At 65.9% G+C, this 19,298-nt stretch carries 17 protein-coding genes; 10 read left to right on the forward strand and 7 right to left on the reverse strand.

Annotated features, from left to right (window positions below):
* The 5 genes from V5F78_RS16745 to galU form a co-directional block, all read right to left on the reverse strand.
* Complete coding sequence (locus V5F78_RS16745; protein WP_394067277.1) at positions 1-636, reverse strand: DUF1330 domain-containing protein; 636 nt, start codon at positions 634-636, stop codon at positions 1-3.
* A gap of 65 nt (positions 637-701) precedes the next feature.
* Positions 702-1,418: an orotidine-5'-phosphate decarboxylase gene (gene pyrF, locus V5F78_RS16750; protein WP_394067279.1), complete on the reverse strand. Its 717-nt coding sequence runs from the start codon at positions 1,416-1,418 to the stop codon at positions 702-704.
* Complete coding sequence (locus V5F78_RS16755) at positions 1,415-1,996, reverse strand: histidine phosphatase family protein (protein ID WP_394067280.1); 582 nt, start codon at positions 1,994-1,996, stop codon at positions 1,415-1,417. The genes pyrF and V5F78_RS16755 overlap by 4 nt, the downstream gene beginning before the upstream one ends.
* Positions 1,993-2,595, reverse strand: a complete 603-nt coding sequence (locus V5F78_RS16760) for a class I SAM-dependent methyltransferase (RefSeq protein WP_394067282.1) — start codon at positions 2,593-2,595, stop codon at positions 1,993-1,995. Before V5F78_RS16760 ends, V5F78_RS16755 begins: the two co-directional genes overlap by 4 nt.
* A 129-nt stretch (positions 2,596-2,724) precedes the next feature.
* Positions 2,725-3,606 carry a UTP--glucose-1-phosphate uridylyltransferase GalU gene (gene galU, locus V5F78_RS16765; protein WP_394067283.1) on the reverse strand — a complete coding sequence of 294 codons (882 nt, stop codon included), beginning with the start codon at positions 3,604-3,606 and terminating at the stop codon, positions 2,725-2,727.
* A 293-nt stretch (positions 3,607-3,899) separates the two neighbouring features.
* On the opposite strand from galU, the gene galE reads away from it, so the two are divergent.
* From galE to V5F78_RS16800, 7 genes are all read left to right on the forward strand, one after another.
* Positions 3,900-4,889, forward strand: a complete 990-nt coding sequence (gene galE, locus V5F78_RS16770) for a UDP-glucose 4-epimerase GalE (RefSeq protein ID WP_394067285.1) — start codon at positions 3,900-3,902, stop codon at positions 4,887-4,889.
* Between the two features lie 129 nt (positions 4,890-5,018).
* Positions 5,019-6,332 (forward strand): lytic murein transglycosylase, encoded by a 1,314-nt coding sequence (locus tag V5F78_RS16775; protein ID WP_394067287.1) that lies wholly within the window; start codon positions 5,019-5,021, stop codon positions 6,330-6,332.
* A 190-nt stretch (positions 6,333-6,522) separates the two neighbouring features.
* Positions 6,523-6,801, forward strand: a complete 279-nt coding sequence (locus V5F78_RS16780) for a hypothetical protein (protein WP_394067289.1) — start codon at positions 6,523-6,525, stop codon at positions 6,799-6,801.
* Positions 6,802-6,944: 143 nt separating this feature from the next.
* Positions 6,945-8,150: an ABC transporter substrate-binding protein gene (locus V5F78_RS16785; RefSeq protein WP_394067291.1), complete on the forward strand. Its 1,206-nt coding sequence runs from the start codon at positions 6,945-6,947 to the stop codon at positions 8,148-8,150.
* Between the two features lie 139 nt (positions 8,151-8,289).
* Entirely contained in the window at positions 8,290-10,137 is a 1,848-nt protein-coding gene (locus V5F78_RS16790; RefSeq protein WP_394067292.1) for an ABC transporter permease, read from the forward strand.
* Entirely contained in the window at positions 10,134-10,907 is a 774-nt protein-coding gene (locus V5F78_RS16795) for an ABC transporter ATP-binding protein (protein WP_394067294.1), read from the forward strand. The genes V5F78_RS16790 and V5F78_RS16795 overlap by 4 nt, the downstream gene beginning before the upstream one ends.
* A complete protein-coding gene (locus V5F78_RS16800; RefSeq protein ID WP_509276244.1) occupies positions 10,894-11,601 on the forward strand; it encodes an ATP-binding cassette domain-containing protein in 708 nt (235 codons plus the stop codon). The genes V5F78_RS16795 and V5F78_RS16800 overlap by 14 nt, the downstream gene beginning before the upstream one ends.
* A 10-nt stretch (positions 11,602-11,611) precedes the next feature.
* Here V5F78_RS16800 and V5F78_RS16805 read toward each other — a convergent pair whose 3' ends face one another.
* Positions 11,612-12,094 (reverse strand): hypothetical protein, encoded by a 483-nt coding sequence (locus V5F78_RS16805; RefSeq protein WP_394067297.1) that lies wholly within the window; start codon positions 12,092-12,094, stop codon positions 11,612-11,614.
* A gap of 139 nt (positions 12,095-12,233) precedes the next feature.
* A complete protein-coding gene (locus V5F78_RS16810; RefSeq protein WP_394067299.1) occupies positions 12,234-15,890 on the reverse strand; it encodes a hydantoinase B/oxoprolinase family protein in 3,657 nt (1,218 codons plus the stop codon).
* A gap of 479 nt (positions 15,891-16,369) precedes the next feature.
* Between V5F78_RS16810 and V5F78_RS16815 the strand changes: the two genes are divergently transcribed.
* Genes V5F78_RS16815 through V5F78_RS16825 form a run of 3 tightly spaced genes read left to right on the forward strand, consistent with a single transcriptional unit; the run spans position 16,370 to position 19,257 of the window.
* The gene (locus V5F78_RS16815) at positions 16,370-16,918 is read left to right on the forward strand and encodes a TRAP transporter small permease (RefSeq protein WP_394067300.1); all 549 of its coding nucleotides are present in this window, start codon (positions 16,370-16,372) and stop codon (positions 16,916-16,918) included.
* Between the two features lie 3 nt (positions 16,919-16,921).
* Positions 16,922-18,235, forward strand: coding sequence for a TRAP transporter large permease (locus V5F78_RS16820; RefSeq protein ID WP_394067302.1), 1,314 nt, complete (start codon positions 16,922-16,924; stop codon positions 18,233-18,235).
* Positions 18,236-18,273: 38 nt separating this feature from the next.
* Positions 18,274-19,257, forward strand: coding sequence for a TRAP transporter substrate-binding protein (locus tag V5F78_RS16825; protein WP_394067304.1), 984 nt, complete (start codon positions 18,274-18,276; stop codon positions 19,255-19,257).
* Positions 19,258-19,298: the final 41 nt, after the last annotated feature.

Below are 19,298 nucleotides of genomic sequence, written 5' to 3' on the forward strand. Positions count from 1 at the left end.
TTATGCGGGTTGCGGGCCGCTATAGCCGGGCGCGACGATGAGGTCCACGTCCGCGGCGCCTTCGCGCAGCCGCACCGCCTTTTGATAATCGTCCGAATCGTAGCAGGCGAGCGCGGTCGGCACATCGTCGAAGGCCAGCACCACGGTGCGTTGGCGGCCGATGCCCTCCAGCACTTCCTGCCGCCCGCCGCGCACCAGAAAGCGCGGCTTGAACGCCGCCGTGCCGCCTGCGGCCGCATAGGCGCGATAAGCGTCCTGATCAATGATATCGAGGCCCATGATCCAATAACCGGCCGGCGTCTCGACCGAGGACGGCGCCTCGACCGGGGGCTCGACGCCCTCCACGATCATCACGTCAGCGATGGAATAAGGCTGGCGCAGCGCCACTGCGGCTTGGTATTCGGGCGAAAAATAGCAGGCGCGGGCGGCCTCGAAGCTCTCGAATTCGATCACCACGTTGCGGCCCCGCGAAATGCCTTCCTTCGGATGGATCTCGCCGCCCCGCACCAGGAAATGCGCCTTGTGGGCCGCGAAGGGCTCGGCATTCGCCTTGGCATATTCTGCGTACCCGACCGGATTGACCACATCGACACGTGCGATCCAATAGCCCTTGGCCATTTCGTCTGCCCCTTCCATCCCGACCGTCTAGGCGCAGTGCGCGCCGGCGACCATCCCACAGCACCACCCACCCCGTCGAGGGATCAGGCGCCCGCGATATCCTTCAAAATCGCCTGTGCCGCAGCAACCGGATCCGGCGCGGCGATGATTGGGCGACCGACCACGATCATGTTCGCACCCGCCGCAATGGCCGCGGCGGGGGTCGCGATGCGCTTCTGGTCGCCCACATCCGCGCCGCTCGGCCGCACGCCGGGCGTCACCACCAGGCCGTCCGGCCCGAGGATGCTGCGCACGGTCGCCGCGTCCGTGGGGGCGCAGATGACCCCGGCAACGCCGGCTTGGCGCGCCTGGAGCGCGCGCAAGCGCACGGTCTCGCCGACCCCGCCGCCATAGCCGGCGGCCGCGAGATCGGCATCGTCGTAGGAGGTGAGCACCGTCACGCCCAGCACTTTCAAGGCGCTGCCCCGGGCGCCTTCGGCAGCGGCGGCAAGCGTCTGGGGATAGGCGTGCACGGTGAGCAGCGTGACCCCCCGCGCGGCGGCGGCGGCGGTGGCGCGCTCCACGGTGTGGGCGATGTCATGGAGCTTGAGGTCCAGGAACACCTTTTTGCCGGAAGAGATCAGGTCGCTCGCGAGATCGAGGCCGCCGGCGATCGTGAGCTCAAGGCCGATCTTGTAGAAATCGACCGTGTCGCCCAACTGCCACACCAGCGCTTCCGCCGCCGCGACATTGGGGAAGTCCAGGGCGACGATGAGCTTTTCGCGCACCGCTTCGATGTTGGATGTCGATCCGGATGTCATGGGGTGAGAGCCTCCTCCATGGCGCGCCAGCGGTCGGGCGTGCGATCCGGCGCGGATTGGAACCAACAGCCTCCGCCCACGGGCGGCTGGTCGTGCGCCCGGGAGATCGGATAGCCCGCGAGATGGCACAAAAGCAAAGTGCCGACCCCGCCATGGCCGACAAAGATCGGCGGCGTCTGCGGCGCATCGGCCAGCGCGGCCTCAACTTCGCCTACGATCCGCGCCTGGGCGTCGACGGCACGCTCCCATCCGCGCACGCTCTCGAGCGGGTGGGCGAAAAACTGGTTGGCGACCGCCTGGAATTCGGCTTCCGCGAGATAGCCGGTGGAGGAGCGATCGTTCTCGTGCATGGCCGGGCGCACCTCAACCGGCAGGCGAAGCGCCTCTGCCAGGAGGGCGGCGGTCTCCTTGGCCTTCACCTCGTCGCTGGAGACGATGCGGCCGAAGCCCAGCAGCGCCGGATCGTGGGCAAAAGCACGCGCGCGCGTGATGCCGGTGTCAGACAGCCCCCACAACGGAACCGGAAGGCTCGCATCCACCTTCACCTGGGGATGGCTGACATAAAGAAAGGGCGTCACGGCCGCCGATAAGCCCACACGCGGGCGGGCGGCAGGTTCAACCACACACGCGGCGAACGCTCGCCATTGATGCGGCCGTTCTTGAGCGGCACGGGCGACACCACGGCATAGGTGAATTGGATGAACGGCGCACCGCCCACGCACAGGTCGAACGCCTCGTTCACCATGCGGTCGCGATCCTCAGGCGAGCGGGTGAACAGGGGCAGGGAGGAGATGGTGCCGACGGCGGGACCGGGCAGCAGCCCGTTCAGCGTCTTGCGCATCTCATAGGCATCACCCTGAATCACGGTGACGCCCGGATAACGACGGCGCAGAAGAGCGCAGAATTCCGGGTTATATTCGATGAGAAACAGGCGTTCGGGCGCGAATCCCTTTGCCAGCAGCGCCCGCGTCACCGGGCCGGTGCCGGGTCCAAGCTCGATCACGGGGCCGGGAATCGCGGGATCCAGATAGCCCGCCATCATCCGGGCGAGGGCTTTGCCCGAGGGCGAAACGGCGCCGGTTTTCAAGGGATTCTGGAACCAGGACTGAAGGAACCGCAGCTCATCATTCATGCGGGGCTTGCGCAATTCGCCGCCATGGTTTTGGGACTGCAGCATTCGCGGGCTCCGCGCCTGGGCCAGATAAGTCTTCAGGCACCGCGATTAGACGGGAAAAGAGTTCGGGTCAAGGCAAGGCGCGATGGGCACACTGGTATCCTGATAGCATCGCGCCGAGCCTCCGTAACGTCAGAGATTGAGGAAAGACGTCAGTTCCGAGCGAAATTCCGGCTCGATATCGGGCCGCATCAGCGCGTAAGCGACATTGGCCATCAAGAAGCCGATCTTGGAGCCGCAGTCATACACCGCGCCGTCGAAAGTCACGGCGAAGAAACGCTCCCGTTCCATCAGCTTCAACATCGAATCAGTCAGCTGGATTTCCCCACCGGCGCCCTGCTCCTGCTTGGCGAGCAGATCGAAAATGGTTGGCTGCAAAATATATCGTCCGGAAATGGCAAGGTTGGTCGGCGCCGTGCCCCGGGCCGGTTTTTCCACCATCTGCGTAATCTCCGGCACGAAACTCGCAGCAGAAGAGGTGCCGACGATGCCGTACTGATGGGTCTGGTCATCCGGGACTTCATAGACCGAAATGACGTTGCCGCCGGTATGCTCATAGGCCTCGACCATCTTGGCAAGGCAGCCCTTGCCGTTCTTGGGCAGGTGCAGCATGTCGGGCAGCAGCAGGGCGAACGGTTCGTCGCCGATCAGGTCGCGCGCGCACCACACCGCATGCCCGAGGCCGAGCGGCAGTTGCTGGCGCGTAAAGGAAGTGGTGCCGGCCTTCGGCGTGTCGCGGTCCAGCTGTTCCAGCTCCGCCGTCTTGCCGCGATCCACGAGCGTCTTTTCGAGCTCGAACTGGCGATCGAAATGATCCTCGATGACCGCTTTGTTGCGGCCCGTGACGAACACGATGTGCTCGATGCCTGCGGCACGCGCCTCGTCCACGACATGCTGCACGACCGGCCGGTCGACGACGGTCAGCATTTCCTTCGGCACCGCCTTCGTGGCGGGCAGGAAGCGCGTACCAAGGCCGGCAACCGGCAGGATGGCTTTCCGCAGAGGCTTCGGCATGGAATGGGCACCATTCAGTTTCTGGAGATCGGGGCTTTTAGCACGCAGGTCCCGCGCCCGGCAAAGCACTCGATTGTCGGATCGCCACGCCAGGGCACGTCTTTACGCCCTGGCCTTGCCGCATCGCACGATTGCCTTTGACCGAGCTTGGTCCAGAGCGGTAACGCATCCCCATCGAATTGGTTCGCGCGGTGTGGACCTGGGCGATGACGCACCGCACAATAAGCGCGTGAACTTCGACGTCGGCCTGCGGGGGGCCTGCGGGGGGCCAGCGCGGCGAGAAGGACGGGGACATGGCGATTCTGGTCACGGGTGGGGCGGGTTATATCGGCAGCCACATGGTGCTCGCGCTTCTCGACGCGGGCGAGGCGGTCGTGGTGCTAGACGATCTTTCCACCGGATTTCGCTGGGCGGTGCCCGATGCCGCAGTCTTCGTGCAAGGGGATGTCAGCGATAGCGCATTGGTCACGCAAATTGTGCGGCAACATGGCATTGACGCCGTCATTCATTTTGCCGCGCGCATCGTCGTTCCGGATTCCGTGGCCGATCCGCTCGGTTATTATCTTGCCAATACAGTGAAGACCCGCGCTCTGCTGGAAGCTGTGGTGGCGGCGGGCGTGCCGCATTTCATCTTCTCCTCCACCGCCGCCGTCTACGGCATGGTAGGCACCGAGCCTGTGGACGAGCATGCCGCGCTCAATCCGATTTCGCCCTACGGCCGCTCGAAGCTGATGAGCGAATGGATGATGCGGGACGCCGGGGCGGCCTTCCCGCTGCATTATGTCGCGCTGCGGTATTTCAACGTGGCGGGCGCCGATCCGAACGGCCGATCGGGCCAGTCGACCGCGGGCGCGACCCATCTCATCAAGGTCGCCTGCGAGGCGGCGCTCGGCAAGCGCCCAGGCCTGCATGTGTTCGGCACGGATTACGAGACCCCCGACGGCACCTGCCTGCGCGATTATATCCACGTAAGCGATCTCGCCGCGGCCCATCTCGATGCGCTCGCCCATCTGCGGGCCGGAGGCGAGAGCGGCATCTTCAACTGCGGCTATGGCCGGGGCTATTCGGTTCTGGAAGTGGTGGAGACGGTGAAGGCGGTTTCCGGGGTGGATTTCCCCGTCACTTATTCCCCGCGCCGTGCCGGCGATCCCGCCGCCATCGTGGCAGCGTCAGATCGCATCCAGGCGCAGCTGGGCTGGTCCCCCAAGCTCGACGATCTGTCCACCATCGTTGCCCACGCGCTCGATTGGGAGCGCAGCCTCGCCCAGCGGGGACCTATTTAGTCCCTCTCGCCCCTGCCGCGCGGATAAAGTTGCCCTACGTTAACCACAGAGCAACCATATGCACCTCCCATTAGCGGTCATGGAATCCGCGGGGCACATCTGCGCGCCGCCGCAGCGAAGAGGGCAGTCATGGCGCTGAAGACAACCGGCGGAGCGCTCGCCATCGCTTTCGGCCTTTCTCTTGCGGGACTTGCACCCGCCGGGGCTCAGGCTCAGGTGACGGGCTCGATCTTCGGATTTCCCGCCAATCCGACACCGGAGGCCACCCGCCCGGCGAGCCATCCCCTCATGACGCCTGAGGCGATCGCCCAGGCGCAGGCCAATTTTCCCAATTGCATCGCCAGCATGTGGCCGCTGGCGCAAGCCAAGGGCGTGTCGCAGCGCGGCTTCGAGCGCTTCACTGCGGGCCTCGAGCCCGACATGAAGATCATGGATTATCTCGACAGCCAGCCGGAATTCTCCCGCGCGCTGGGCGATTATGTGAACATGCTGGTGAGCGAAAAGCGCATCGCCAAGGGCAAGGAGATCCTGGCCAAGTACAAGCCGATCTTCGATGCTGTCGAAAAGGCCTACAAGGTGGACCGCTATACGGTGGCTGCCATCTGGGGCATCGAAAGCGACTATGGCAATCCGAACGGAATGGGCTCGCGCTCGGTCCTGCGCTCCACTGCGACGCTGGCCTGCATCGGTCGCCGGCAGGATTATTTCCGGGACGAGTTCATCGCCACCTTGCAGATTCTCGACAAGGGCGATGTCCCGGCCGACCATCTGAAAGGCTCTTGGGCGGGCGCGTTCGGGCCGACTCAGTTCATGCCCACCAGCTTCCAGCGCTTCGCGGTGGATTTCGACGGCGACGGCCATCGCAACGTGGTGGATTCCATCCCGGACGTGATTGCCTCCACCGCCAACAACCTCAAGCTCGATGGCTGGCAGTTCGGCAAGACCTGGGGCTATGAGGTGGTTCTGCCGGCGAATTTCGATTATCGCTATGTGGATCGCTCCAAGCGCTACAGCCTTGCCCAATGGACCTCTCTCGGCATCACGCGGCCGGGCGGCCGGGCGTTTCCCCGCGCCACGGACACCGCCTTCCTGCTTTTGCCCACCGGCGCCAAGGGACCGGCGTTCCTGATGCTGCCGAACTTCGGCTCGATCCTCCGGTATAATCCGGCGGATGCCTATGCCCTCGCCATCGGCCATCTCTCCGACCGGCTGCGTGGCGGCGGCCCGTTCGTCGCCTCCTGGCCGGCCGGCGAACGCACCCTCACGCGCGCCGAGCGGGTGGAGATGCAATCCCTCCTGCTCCAGCGCGGCTATGATATCGGCAATGCCGACGGCATCCTTGGCAGCAAGACCCGTGTTGCCGTGCAGGATTTCCAGATCAAGAGCGGCATGGTTCCGGACGGCTATCCCAATGCCGACGTGCTGAACCGCCTGCGCCGCTGAGCCGCCGAACGGTACGTAAGCGAGCCGGCGCGCGGTGCCGGCTCGAACGCCCTTGAGTCTTCGCACGTTACAAAACCTCACATATGCGAACGGCCCGGAAACATACGGACATCGGCGGGCAACCGCCGGTCGTCATGGTGCCGACGGTGAAGCGGCGGCCCGGTGGCGCCGCGCCGACCGGAGCCTTCGCGTGCCTGCCATCGCATTTCCCCACCGCGCTTTGTCGCGGCTTGCACTCTCGTTTCTAATCCAGTGCGTGTTCGCCGCGCCGCCGGTGCTGGCGCAAGAGGCGGCCCCCGCAGCCGCGAAGGCGGCTCAACAGGCCTGTCGTGCCGACGTGCAGAAGCTGTGCGCCGGCGTGCAGCCGGGCGGCGGCCGCATCGCTCAATGCCTTCAAAAACAGGCGGACCAGGTCAGCGAAGGCTGCCGCACCGCTCTCCTGGCAGCACAGGCCAAGCGCGCCCAATAGCTGGCGCGCGCCATCGCCGGCAGCGGACGACCTTACGCGCTCGACTTCCGACCTCGCCTCGCGTATCCGCAAGGGATCGGCGCCGCCATTTTCGAACGGGGCATTACCCGCGGCGCGCCGGCTCTGCGAAGGAGAGGTAGAGGATGCGCACGCTGTCCGCTTCCGTTGCGGCCATCGCCGTCGGCGCCGCCCTGTTCGCCTCGGCGGCCCGCGCCCAGCAGGGCGAGATCAAGATCGGCGAGATCAATTCCTATTCCACCTTACCCGCCTTCACCGAGCCCTATCGCAAGGGCTGGCAATTGGCGGTCGAGGAGGTTAACGCGGCTGGCGGCCTGCTCGGCAAGAAGCTGGTGGTCATCTCCAAGGACGATGCCGGCAAGCCCGCCGATGCCGTGACCGCCGCCAACGAACTGGTCTCTTCCGACCAGGTGGCGATGCTGGCGGGAACCTTCTTTTCCCACATCGGCCTTGCGGTGGCCGATTACGCCAAGCAGAAGAAGGTGTTCTTCCTCGCTGCCGAGCCCCTGACCGACGCCATCACCTGGGACAAGGGCAACGTTTACACCTTCCGCCTGCGCCCCTCCAATTACATGCAGGCGGCCATGCTGGCGGAAGAGGCGGCCAAGCTGCCGGCCAAGCGCTGGGCGACCATCGCGCCGAACTATGAATATGGCCAGTCCGCCGTCGCGGTGTTCAAGAAGCTGCTGTCCGCCAAGCGGCCCGATGTGGAATGGGTGGCCGAGCAATGGCCGCCCCAGGGCAAGATCGACGCTGGCCCGGTGGTGCAGGCCATTGCCGCCGCAAAGCCCGATGCGATCCTCAACGTCACCTTTGGCCCTGATCTCGCCAAGCTGGTCCGCGAGGGCAACACACGCGGCCTGTTCAAGGATCGCACGGTGGTCAGCTTCCTCACCGGCGAGCCGGAATATCTCGATCCGCTCAAGGACGAGGCGCCGGAGGGCTGGATCGTCACCGGATACCCCTGGTACGCGATCCAGAGTCCCGAACACGACGCCTTCCTGAAAGCCTACCGGGCGAGGTTCAACGATTATCCCCGGCTCGGCTCGGTGGTGGGCTATTCCACCATCAAGGCCGCCGCCGCCATCATCGCGAAGGCGGGCTCCACGGACACCGACAAGCTGATCGCCGCCGCCGAGGGCATATCCCTGGTCAGCCCGTTCGGCCCGATCGTATTCCGCAACGGGGATCACCAATCGACCCTCGGCGCCTTCGTGGGCAAGACCAAGGTGCAGGACGGCCAGGGGCGGATGGTGGACTTCGTCTATCGCGACGGCGCCGCCTATCTGCCGAGCGAGGACGAGGCGGCGAAACTGCGGCCGGCGCAATAGGTTTGTCTCTTCGCCCGAACGGCCGCGCTCCCGGAGGGGGACGGTTGGGGTGAAGGGTGAAGCGCTCCCGCGCGGCCGGTCCCTCCCCCGGGGAGGCACGTGAACGGGTCTGTCAAACCGAGGCGAGGAGACGCGACTCTTGGATTTCATCGTCGCCCAGTTCCTCACCGGGCTCGCCAGCGCCTGCTCGCTGTTCCTGGTGGCGAGCGGGCTCTCGATCATATTCGGCGTGACGCGCATCGTGAACTTCGCTCACGGCGCCTTCTATATGCTTGGCGCCTATGTGGCCTACAGCCTCACGGAGCGGTTTTCCGGGGCGCTCGGCTTCTGGGGCGCCCTGGTGTGCGCCGCCGCGGTCGTAGCCTTGCTCGGTGTGGCGATGGAAATTCTGCTCTTGCGCCGCATCTACCGCGCGCCGGAGCTGTTCCAACTGCTCGCAACTTTCGGCGTCACGCTGATGGTTGAGGATCTGGTGGTGCTGATCTTCGGCCCGGAAGACCTGCTCGGCCCACGCGCGCCGGGCCTCAAAGGCGCGGTGGATATCCTCGGCCAGGCGATCCCCGCCTACGACCTGTTCCTGGTGGCGCTCGGGCCCTTGGTGCTGGGGGCGATCTGGCTTGCATTCCACACCACACGCTGGGGCATTTTGGTCCGCGCCGCGACCCAGGACCGCGACATGGTGGCCGCGCTCGGCGTGAACCAGAAATGGCTGTTCACCTCCGTGTTCGCCCTCGGCGTGTTCCTGGCGGCGCTCGGCGGGGCGCTGCAATTGCCGCGCGAGGCCGTGAACCATTCCATGGACTTGAAGATCATCGTCGAGGTGTTCGTGGTGGTGGTCATCGGGGGGCTGGGCAGCGTGACCGGCGCCTTTCTGGCCGCCGTCCTGGTGTGCGAACTGAATGCCTTCGGCATCCTCGTCCTGCCCCAGGTGTCGCTGGTGCTGGTGTTTGCGGTGATGGCGCTGGTGCTGGTGCTGCGGCCCTATGGCCTGCTCGGCCGCGCCGACGGTGCCGCACGTCCGGCTATCGGAACCTTCATCACCCCATGGCGCCCCTTCACGGCGCGCGAGCGCGCGCTGGTGGCAGTCCTCGTCATACTCGCGGCCCTGCTGCCGCTGGGAGCCGGCGCCTATCAACTCAACGTCGCCGCCGAAATCGCGGTTTTCGTGCTGTTCGCCGCGAGCCTGCATTTCCTGATGGGGGCCGGTGGCCTGCCCTCGTTCGGGCATGCGGCCTATTTCGGCCTCGGCGCCTATGGCGCGGCGTTTGCCCTGAAGGGCGCCGGGCTCTCCATGGCGGGAGCGATCCTGCTCGGCCCGCTGCTGGGCCTCGCCGGAGCGGCGCTGTTCGGCTGGTTCTGCGTGCGCCTGTCGGGCGTCTATTCCGCCATGCTGACGCTGGCCTTCGCCCAGATCGCCTGGGCGGTCGCCTTCCAATGGGTGGAGGTGACCGGCGGCGACAACGGCCTGCTCGGCATCTGGCCCCAAGGCTTCGCCGCCACCCCCGCCGGCTTCTATTGGCTCGCCCTCGCGCTCGCGATTCTGGGCGTCACAGCCTTGCGGATGCTGATCTTCTCGCCCTTCGGCTTTGCCCTTCGCGCGGCGCGGGACAATGCCGCGCGCGCCGAGGCGCTGGGCATTGACCGCCATCGCGTGCAATGGGCGGCGTTCGCCCTCGCCGGCCTGTTCGCGGCTGTGGCCGGAGCCCTGTTTGCCTTCCTGAAGGGTAGCGTCTTCCCCGATACGCTGGGCATTCCCCTGTCGGTGGACGCGCTCGCCATGGTGCTGCTGGGTGGGGTCGAGACGATCTCCGGCGGGGTTGTCGGGGCCATCGCCTACAAGCTTTTGTCGATCGCTCTGATGAGCGAGACCGAGCACTCCAAGCTGGTGCTGGGTGCGGTGATCGTGCTGCTGGTGGTCGCCTTTCCCCACGGCATCGGCGGCGCTTTCACCCGCCTGCGGGACCGCCTTGGGGGATCCGCCGCATGAGCCCGCCGCTGCTGGAGGCCGAGGGCCTCGCGAAGAGCTATGGTGGAGTCGCGGCGGTGCGCGGGGTCTCCTTCTCCCTCGCAGCCGGCGAGATCCTCGCCCTCATCGGCCCGAATGGCGCGGGGAAGAGCACCTGCTTCGGCCTGCTCGGCGGGCAGGTGAAGCCGGATGCCGGCATGGTGCGCCTTGCCGGTCAGGACATCACAGGCGCGCCGCCGCGCCGGCTGTTCGGCCTCGGGGTGGGACGCACGTTCCAGATCGCGGCCACCTTCGCCTCCATGAGCGTGCGGGAGAATGTGGCGGTGGCACTCCTGTCGCACCACCGCGCGCTCGCCCGGCCCTTCGGTCACGCCGCGCGCCGCCATGATAAGGACTCCGACACCCTGCTGGAGCTCGTGGGCCTTGCGGACCAAGCCGGGCGCGCGAGCGGCGAACTGGCCTATGGCGACATCAAGCGCCTGGAACTCGCGCTCGCCCTCGCCAATGCGCCCCGCCTACTGCTGATGGACGAGCCCACCGCCGGCATGGCGAGCGGCGAGCGCATCGCCCTCATGCGGCTCGTCGCGCGGCTCGCCCGCGAGCGGAACATGGGCATCCTGTTCACCGAGCACGACATGGACGTGGTGTTTGAGCATGCCGACCGCGTGCTGGTGCTGGATCGCGGCGCACTGATCGCGCAAGGGCCGCCGGCCGCCATCCGGACCGATGAACGGGTGCGCGCCGTCTATCTCGGCACCGGCTCGACCTTCGCGGGGGATGCGGATGCTTGACGTCGCCGGTCTCGACGCCTTCTACGGCCGCGCGCAGATCCTGCATCAGGTGGGATTGCACGTGGGCGCCGGCGAGGCGCTGGCGCTCCTTGGCCGCAATGGGGCGGGAAAATCCACCACGCTGCGTGCCATCATGGCGCAAGGTCCGCGCCGCACCGGAGAGATTCGCTTGCAAGGCCGAGACGTCTCCCGCCTTCAGACGCACGAGCTGGTGCAGGCGGGCATCGGCTATGTGCCCGAGGACCGGCGCATCTTCACGGACCTCACCGTGATGGAAAACCTGGAGGTCGGCCGCCGCCCGCCCCGGCCCGGCCATGCGCCCTGGACCGTCGATCGCCTGTTCGCGCTGTTTCCCAATCTCGCGGAAATGCGCCAGCGGCGCGGCGGTCAGATGAGCGGCGGCGAGCAGCAGATGCTGACGCTGGCGCGCACCCTCATGGGCAACCCGCTGCTGCTGTTGCTGGATGAACCATCCGAAGGATTGGCACCGCGCATCGTCGAACAGATCGCGCTTGCGGTCATGGCCCTGAAAACCGAAGGACTTTCGATCCTGCTGTGCGAGCAGAACCTCCATTTCGCGAGGCTGATCTGCGACCGCGCCTGTGTGATGGCGCGCGGCCGCATGGTGTTCGAGGGCAGTTTTGCGGCCCTGGCGGCCGACCCCGCGCGCCGCGACGCCTTGCTCTCGGTCTGACGCGCGGCCGTTATTTGGCCGGGGGCGCGAAGGACTGGTTGCTGAAGGGCGAGGACGTGGGCACCTGCACGACGATGAACCCCCGCCCGATCGACTGATGGCAGGCGTTGCAAGCATCGGTCATGTCTTTGAAGGCGGTGGCGAACTTCGGCCCGTTCTTTTCCTGGATCGCCTCGCCGATGAGGCGGGCGGGCTCGGTCATGGAACTCATGTCCGCGACCGGAATGCCGGGATAGAGGGTCAGCGCGTCCTGGAAGCTCGCCCGCATCTGGCCGAGCTCGTAATCGGCAAGTTCCCAATTGCCCAGGCGCCCCGCGAACCACAATTTGAAGTGCCGCAGCTGCATGGTCTCCATGATGTCGCCGAGATGGGGAACATAGGACTCGTGCTTCTGTGCCGGCGCGTTCACCTGCGTAAAGGCCGCAAAGGGCATGAGTGCGAGCCCGCCGACAGCGGCGGCAAACAGCAAACGGGCCGGCCATTTTGAAGCCATGGGATTTCTCCGCGGATCGCGACGCACGCCAAGCTTTGGCGTTTCAGTCTATCCCCCGCGGAGGTACCGTTATTGATCGGGATCAAAAGGCGAGACCGCACCGCCCGCGCATCGCAGGCGGTGCCATCCCGACCTTCTCTCACCCCTTGCGCAGTGCGGGATTTCCGAAGCCGCCGCCCGTCGGGGTAATGACGATCACCGCCTCGCCGGCTTCCAGCACGGTCTGGTCGCAGCCCTCCAGCACGTCATAGGAACCATCGTTCCGGCGTACGAAGCCTTCGCCCACAGCGCCATACTCGCCACCATCCACGCCGAACGGGCGTACGCGGCGGTGCGAGGACAGCAGCGCGCAGTCCATCTTTTCCAGGAAGCGGATGCGCCGGTAAGTGCCGGCACCGGCATTCCACTGCCCGCGCCCACCCGAGCCCGGCCGCACGTGGAAATCCTCCAGCAGAACCGGGAAGCGGGTTTCCAGGATTTCCGGATCGGTGAGGCGCGAATTGGTCATGTGCACGTGCACCGCATCCGTGCCGTCGAAGCCCGGGCCGGCCGGCGAACCCGAACAGATGGTCTCGTAATATTGGATCTTCTCATTGCCGAAGGTGAGGTTGTTCATGGTGCCCTGGGACGCGCCCATGGCCTTCAGCGCGCCGAACAGGCAATTGGTGACCGCCTGGGAGGTCTCCACATTCCCAGCCACCACCGCCGCGGGATAGACCGGCGAGAGCATGGAGCCCTGCGGCACGACGATGTCGATGGGCCGCAGGCAGCCGGCGTTCATGGGGATCTCATCCTCGACCATGACGCGGAACACATAGAGCACGGCCGCGCGCGTGACCGGGGCCGGCGCGTTGAAATTGGTCTCCTGCTGGGGCGAGGAGCCGGTGAAGTCCACCGTGGCGCGGCGCGCCGCCTTGTCCACCGTGATCTTCACCTTGATCACCGTGCCCTGGTCCATCTCATAGCTGTATTCGCAGTCATTGAGGCGGTCGAGCACGCGGCGCACGCTCTCTTCTGCGTTGTCCTGCACGTGGCCCATATACGCGGTCACGACATCCAGCCCAAAGATTGCGATCATCTTGCGCAGTTCCTGGATGCCTTTCTCATTGGCGGCGATCTGCGCCTTGAGATCGGCCACGTTCTGCACTGGATTGCGGGCGGGATATTTCGCGCCGGAAAGCAGGCCCAGCAGATCCTCCTCGCGGAAGCGGCCCTGGTCCACCAGCTTGAAATTGTCGATATAAACGCCTTCCTCCTCGATAATCGTGGCGCGCGGGCTCATGGAGCCGGGCGCGACGCCACCCACGTCGGCGTGATGGCCGCGCGAAGCGACCCAGAACAGCAGCTCTTTCCCGGCATCGTCGAACACCGGCGAGCACACGGTGATGTCCGGCAGATGGGTGCCGCCATTGTAGGGCGCATTGAGCGCGAACACGTCTCCGGGGCGAATAGCGCCCTCATTCTCGCGGATCACCGTTTCCACGGAGCGATCCATGGAGCCGAGATGCACCGGCATGTGGGGCGCATTCGCCACCAGTTCCCCGGTGCCGGAGAAGACCGCGCAGGAAAAGTCCAGCCGCTCCTTGATGTTCACCGAATAGGCGGTGTTCTGGAGCGTCACGCCCATCTGCTCGGCGATCGACATGAAGAGATTGTTGAACACTTCCAGCATCACCGGATCGGCATGCGTGCCCACGGCCTCGGCCCGCTTAAGGGCCACGGCGCGGGTCAGCAGGAGATGATCCTTCACCGTCACATCCGCCCGCCAACCGGCCTCTACGATCACCGTCTGGTTGGGCTCGATGATGATGGCGGGGCCTTGCAGCACCATGCCCGGCCGGAAGGCGGCGCGCAGCACCACCGGCGCCTCGTGCCATTCGCCGCGCGAATAGAAGCGTGCGGTTCGGTCCGCCTGGGGGGCGCCCTCGCTGAGCGGGTGGTCGGCCTCGGCAATGCCCGCGCCGCCGCCCGAGGACTGCACCTCGATGGCCTCCACCACCACCGGCTTTTCCGGTGAGATGAAGCCGAACTGAGCCTTATGCTTGGCCTCGAACTCTCCCAGCATGGCGGGCACGTCGGCGAGCGTCACGGAAAGCGGCGTGTCCGTGCCTTCATAGCGCAGGTGCAGTTTGGCTTGCGTCTCGACATCACCAGCAGCAATCCCCTGCCCGACGAGTTCCGCCACCGTCTCGCCCGCGAGCGCGTCGCGGGTTTGCCCGAGCGCGGACAGCCCCTCCGGCGCAAGACGCACGCCGACAGCCTTGGTGCGATGGGAGCGGATCGCGGCAAGGCCCATGCCATAGGCCGACAGCAGGCCCGAGAAGGGGTGGATATGGACGCTCTTCATGCCGAGCGCATCGGCGACCAGGCAGGCATGCTGCCCACCCGCCCCGCCAAAGCAGGTCAGCGCATAGCGCGTGACATCATAGCCGCGCTCCACCGAGATCTTCTTGATGGCATTGGCCATATTCTCCACCGCGATGGTGATGAAGCCGTCGGCGGCGGCCTCGGCGGTGCGCCCGTCGCCGATCTCGGCCGCCAGCGTCGCGAATTTTTCGCGCACCGCGTCCGCGTCCAGCGCCTGATCCTGATTCGGCCCAAAGATCTTCGGGAAGAAATCCGGGATGAGCTTTCCGAGCATCACATTGGCGTCGGTGACCGCGAGCGGCCCGCCGCGCCGGTAGCAGGCGGGGCCGGGATTGGCACCGGCGCTGTCGGGGCCGACGCGGAAGCGCGCGCCGTCATAATGCAGGATCGACCCCCCGCCTGCCGCAACCGTGTGAATGCGCATCATGGGCGCGCGAATGCGCACGCCGGCGACTTCCGTATCGAAAGCGCGCTCCAGCTCTCCATCGAAGTGGCAGACATCGGTGGAGGTGCCGCCCATGTCGAAGCCGATGATGCGCTCAAGCCCGGCGATGCCGCCGGTTTCCGCCGCGCCGACCACGCCGCCCGCCGGACCCGAAAGCAGCGCATCCTTGCCCTGGAACAGGTCGGCGGCGGTGAGGCCGCCCGATGACATCATGAACATGAGGCGGATGGGATCGGCGCCGTCGGGATCACCCGCGCCCAGCTCCTGCGCGACCTGCCCCACATAGCGGCGCAGAATCGGCGAGAGATAGGCATCCACCACCGTGGTATCGCCCCGCCCCACCAGCTTGATGAGCGGGGACACCTCGTGTGACACGGACACTTGCGGAAAACCGATCTCCCGCGCCAGAGCGGCCACTTGCCGCTCGTGTTCGGGAAAGCGATAGGCGTGCATGAAGGCGATCGCCACCGCCACGATGCCGGCCTCGCGCGCCTCCACGAGGCTCGCGCGCACCGCGTCCAGATCCGGTGCTGCCTCGACGGTGCCGTCGGCCCGCACGCGCTCGCCCACCTCCAGCACGCGCTCGAACAGCATGTGCGGCAGCACGATCTTCTTGGCGAAGATCTTCGGCCGGGCCTGATATCCGATCTTCAGCGCATCCTTGAAGCCGCGGGTTGTCACCAGCAGCGTACGATCGCCCTTGCGCTCCAGAAGCGCGTTTGTCGCGACCGTGGTGCCCATTTTGACAGCAGAGACGAGGCCGGCGGGGATGGGGTCCTGCGCCGCGAGACCGAGCAGTTCGCGAATTCCGTGCACGGCGGCGTCGCGATAGGCGCCAGGATTTTCCGAAAGCACCTTGTGCGCCACCAGCGTGCCATCCGGGCGGCGGCCGATAATGTCTGTGAAGGTGCCGCCCCGGTCGATCCAGAACTCCCAAGCCCCGCGCTTGCCCGAGGAAACCTCCGCATCCGCCGTCATCGTCATGTCTGTCCCCTGCATCGTCTGATCGTCTCGGGCATCGCGCGTTTTCCGGCTGGCCCGTTTTCTGCACGGCCCGAGCGGTCCGTGCTGCTGAATCCGCCCCCTCGCACCCAACCGGAAATTGATATCGATTTCGGCATGAATGGGCTCAAAATTAGAATTTCTTATTCTCGATCCTTCTGCCCCACTCTGCGGCATCGCGCGCATGCTTGGACGCCGCAAAGCGTCGGGCTGCGGGATGAATGAAGTCATGACGGAGAAAAAACGTCAACATTTTGTTGACGAAATGACAGCGTCAGGCCAGCATATGTTTCGAGAGCACCCAGGGCCTTGCCCGAAGGGGGCCGCACAGACCTTTGAGGGGTTCAAATGACCAGCGAAGAATTCCGCCAGCGACGGCGGCCGAAGACGTGTGCGCGGGACGCCGCGAAGGTTCCGGACATAGCCGCTCGCCGCCACCAGCCGGGCTACGGAGGGCGCGCATGATCCGCAAGGCGCTCGACGGGCTCTATTTTCTCTCCGGCATCCTGGCCGGGCTTTTCCTGCTCGCGATCTTCGGCCTGATGATCGCGCTTTCCGCCGGCCGCGAATTTGGCCTCAATGTTCCCGCCGGAGATGATTTCACCGCCTGGTGCATGGCGGCCATGGCCTTTCTCGGCCTCGCCCATACCTTCAAGGCCGGCGACATGATCCGCGTCGGCCTGCTGCTCGAACGGCTCCACGGCCGCGCCCGGCAGGTGGCGGAACTGGTGGCCCTCACGATCGGCATCGCGTTCCTCGCCTTTTTCGCGAAGCACGCCGTGCAGCTAGCGTATGAATCCATGCTCTTCAAAGACATGTCGCAAGGCGTGATCGCGGTGCCGCTGTGGATTCCCCAGAGCGGATATGCGGCGGGGCTGGTGATATTGCTGATCGCGATGGTGGACGAATTCGTCCATGTCGCCGGCGGCAACCGGCCGCGCTACGAGAAGGAACCCGCCACCTCGCCCGATGAACTGGTCGAGCGCATCGCCGCCGGCGGAGGCGTCTGAGCCATGACGCATTTCGACTTGGCGCAGCTCTCCATCGTGCTGCTTCTGCTGCTTGTCGCCATTCTCGCGAGCGGCGTGTGGATCGCCTTCGGGCTCGGCATCGTCGGACTAGCGGCGATGGTCCTCACCACCAACGTGCCCATCGGCCAGGTGCTCGCCACCACCGTGTGGAGCGCCACCGCCTCCTGGACCCTGGCCGCGCTGCCATTGTTCATCTGGATGGGCGAAATCCTGTTCCGAACGCGCTTGTCGGAGGAGATGTTTCGCGGCCTGGCCCCCTGGCTGCAATGGCTTCCGGGCCGGCTGCTGCATGTGAACGTGATCGGCTGCGGCATCTTCGCCGCCGTCTCGGGCTCCTCCGCCGCCACCTGCGCCACCATCGGCAAGATCGCCCTGCCGGAATTGGACAAGCGCGGCTACGACAAGGGCATGAGCATCGGCACGCTGGCCGGCTCGGGCACGCTGGGGCTGCTCATTCCCCCATCGATTCCGATGGTGGTCTATGCGGTTACGGCCAATGTCTCGGTCCTCCAGGTGTTCCTGGGCGGCTTCCTGCCGGGCCTGCTGGTGATGGCGCTTTACAGCGGCTACATCATCATCTGGTCGCTGCTGAACCCGTCCAAGTCGCCACCGCGCGACCCGCCGATGCCCTTCCGGGCGAAGATGCGCCAGTCGGCGCGGCTGTTGCCGTGCCTGCTGCTGATCGCGGGGGTGTTTCTCTCGCTCATTCTCGGCCTCGCCACGGCGACCGAATGCGCGGCCTGGGGCGTGATGGGAGCGCTTGCCCTGGCGGCCTGGAGCGGCACGCTCACCTGGTCGGCGTTCCTCCAGAGCGTGATGAGCGCGACCCGCCTGTCCTGCATGATCATGCTGATCATCGCCGGCGCGGCCTTCACCACCGCTGCCATGGCCTATACCGGCATCCCGGTGGCGCTGGCCGAATGGGTGCAGGGGCTGAACCTCACCCCCGGCAAGCTCGCCCTGGCCCTGACCGTCATGTACATCATCCTCGGCTGCCTGGTCGACGGCATCTCGATGATCGTCCTGACGGCGGTGATCGTGCTGCCGATGGTGAAGCAGGCGGGTTTCGACTTGGTCTGGTTCGGCGTCTATCTCGTCATTCACGTCGAGATGGCGCAGATTACGCCGCCCGTGGGCTTCAACCTGTTCGTGCTCCAGAACATGAGCGGGCGCGACACGCTCTCGGTGGCCAAGGCCGCTTTTCCATTCTTCATTCTGCTCAACGTCGCGGTCATCATCATCACGACCTTCCCGGAGATCGTCCTGGTGCTGCCGCGCTGGGCCTTCCCCGGGTGAAAAACCGCCGTCACAGCCAACCAGAAGAGGGATACTAAATGGCACGCTCGCGTTTCCTCGCACCGGTGCTCGTCGCCGCCGGCATCGCCGCGCTCTCGGCGGCCCCAGCGCTCGCCCAGACCAAGTGGAACCTTCCCTCCGCCTATCCGGCGGACAATTTCCACACGGAAAACATCGCCCAGTTCGCCAAGGACGTGGAAACCCTGTCCGGCGGCAAGCTGCTGATCACGCTGCATCCCAACGCCGTCCTGTTCAAGGCGCCGGAGATCAAGCGCGCGGTGGCGACCGGCCAGGCCCAGGCGGGCGAGGTCATCATGTCGATCCACGAGAACGAGGATCCGATCTTCGGCATCGACGTGGTGCCGTTCCTCGCAACCTCCTACGAAAGCTCGAAGAAGCTCTGGGCGGCCTCGCGCCCGTTCGTCGAAAAGAAGATGGAAGCGCAGGGCCTGATGGTGCTCTACGCGGTGCCCTGGCCGCCGCAGGGCATCTTCTCCAAGAACCCCGTCACCAAAGTCGAGGATCTGAAGGGGGCCAAGTGGCGCGCCTATAATGTCGGCACCTCGCGCATCGGCGATCTGCTCGGCGCCCAGTCCGTCACCGTGCAGCAGGCCGAATTGGCGCAGGCGCTCGCCACCGGCGTGGTGACCGCCCTCATCACCTCCGCCGCCACCGGCTATGACGTGAAGATCTGGGAAAGCATCCCCTATTTCTACGACGTCCAGGCCTGGCTGCCGAAGAACATGGTGTTCGTGAACAAGGCCGCCTTCGATGCCCTCGACAAGCCGACCCAGGAGGCCGTGCTGAAGGCTGCTGCCGCCGCCGAGGAACGCGGCTGGAAGAGCTCCATCGAGAAGAGCAAATGGTATGTGGAGCAGCTCCAGGCCAAGGGCATGAAGGTGGAAGCGCCTTCCGCCGAACTGCGGGCCGGCTTCGAGAAGATCGGCGCGCAGCTTACCGCCGACTGGATCAAGAAGGCGGGCCCGGACGGGGAAGCCGCCCTCGCCGCCTTCAAGAAGTGAGGGCGGTGGCGTAACATGACGCGATCGGCCGGCCCGCGCAG

The sequence above is a fragment of the Roseixanthobacter glucoisosaccharinicivorans genome, from assembly GCF_043195095.2.
Lineage (GTDB): Bacteria > Pseudomonadota > Alphaproteobacteria > Rhizobiales > Xanthobacteraceae > NCEH01.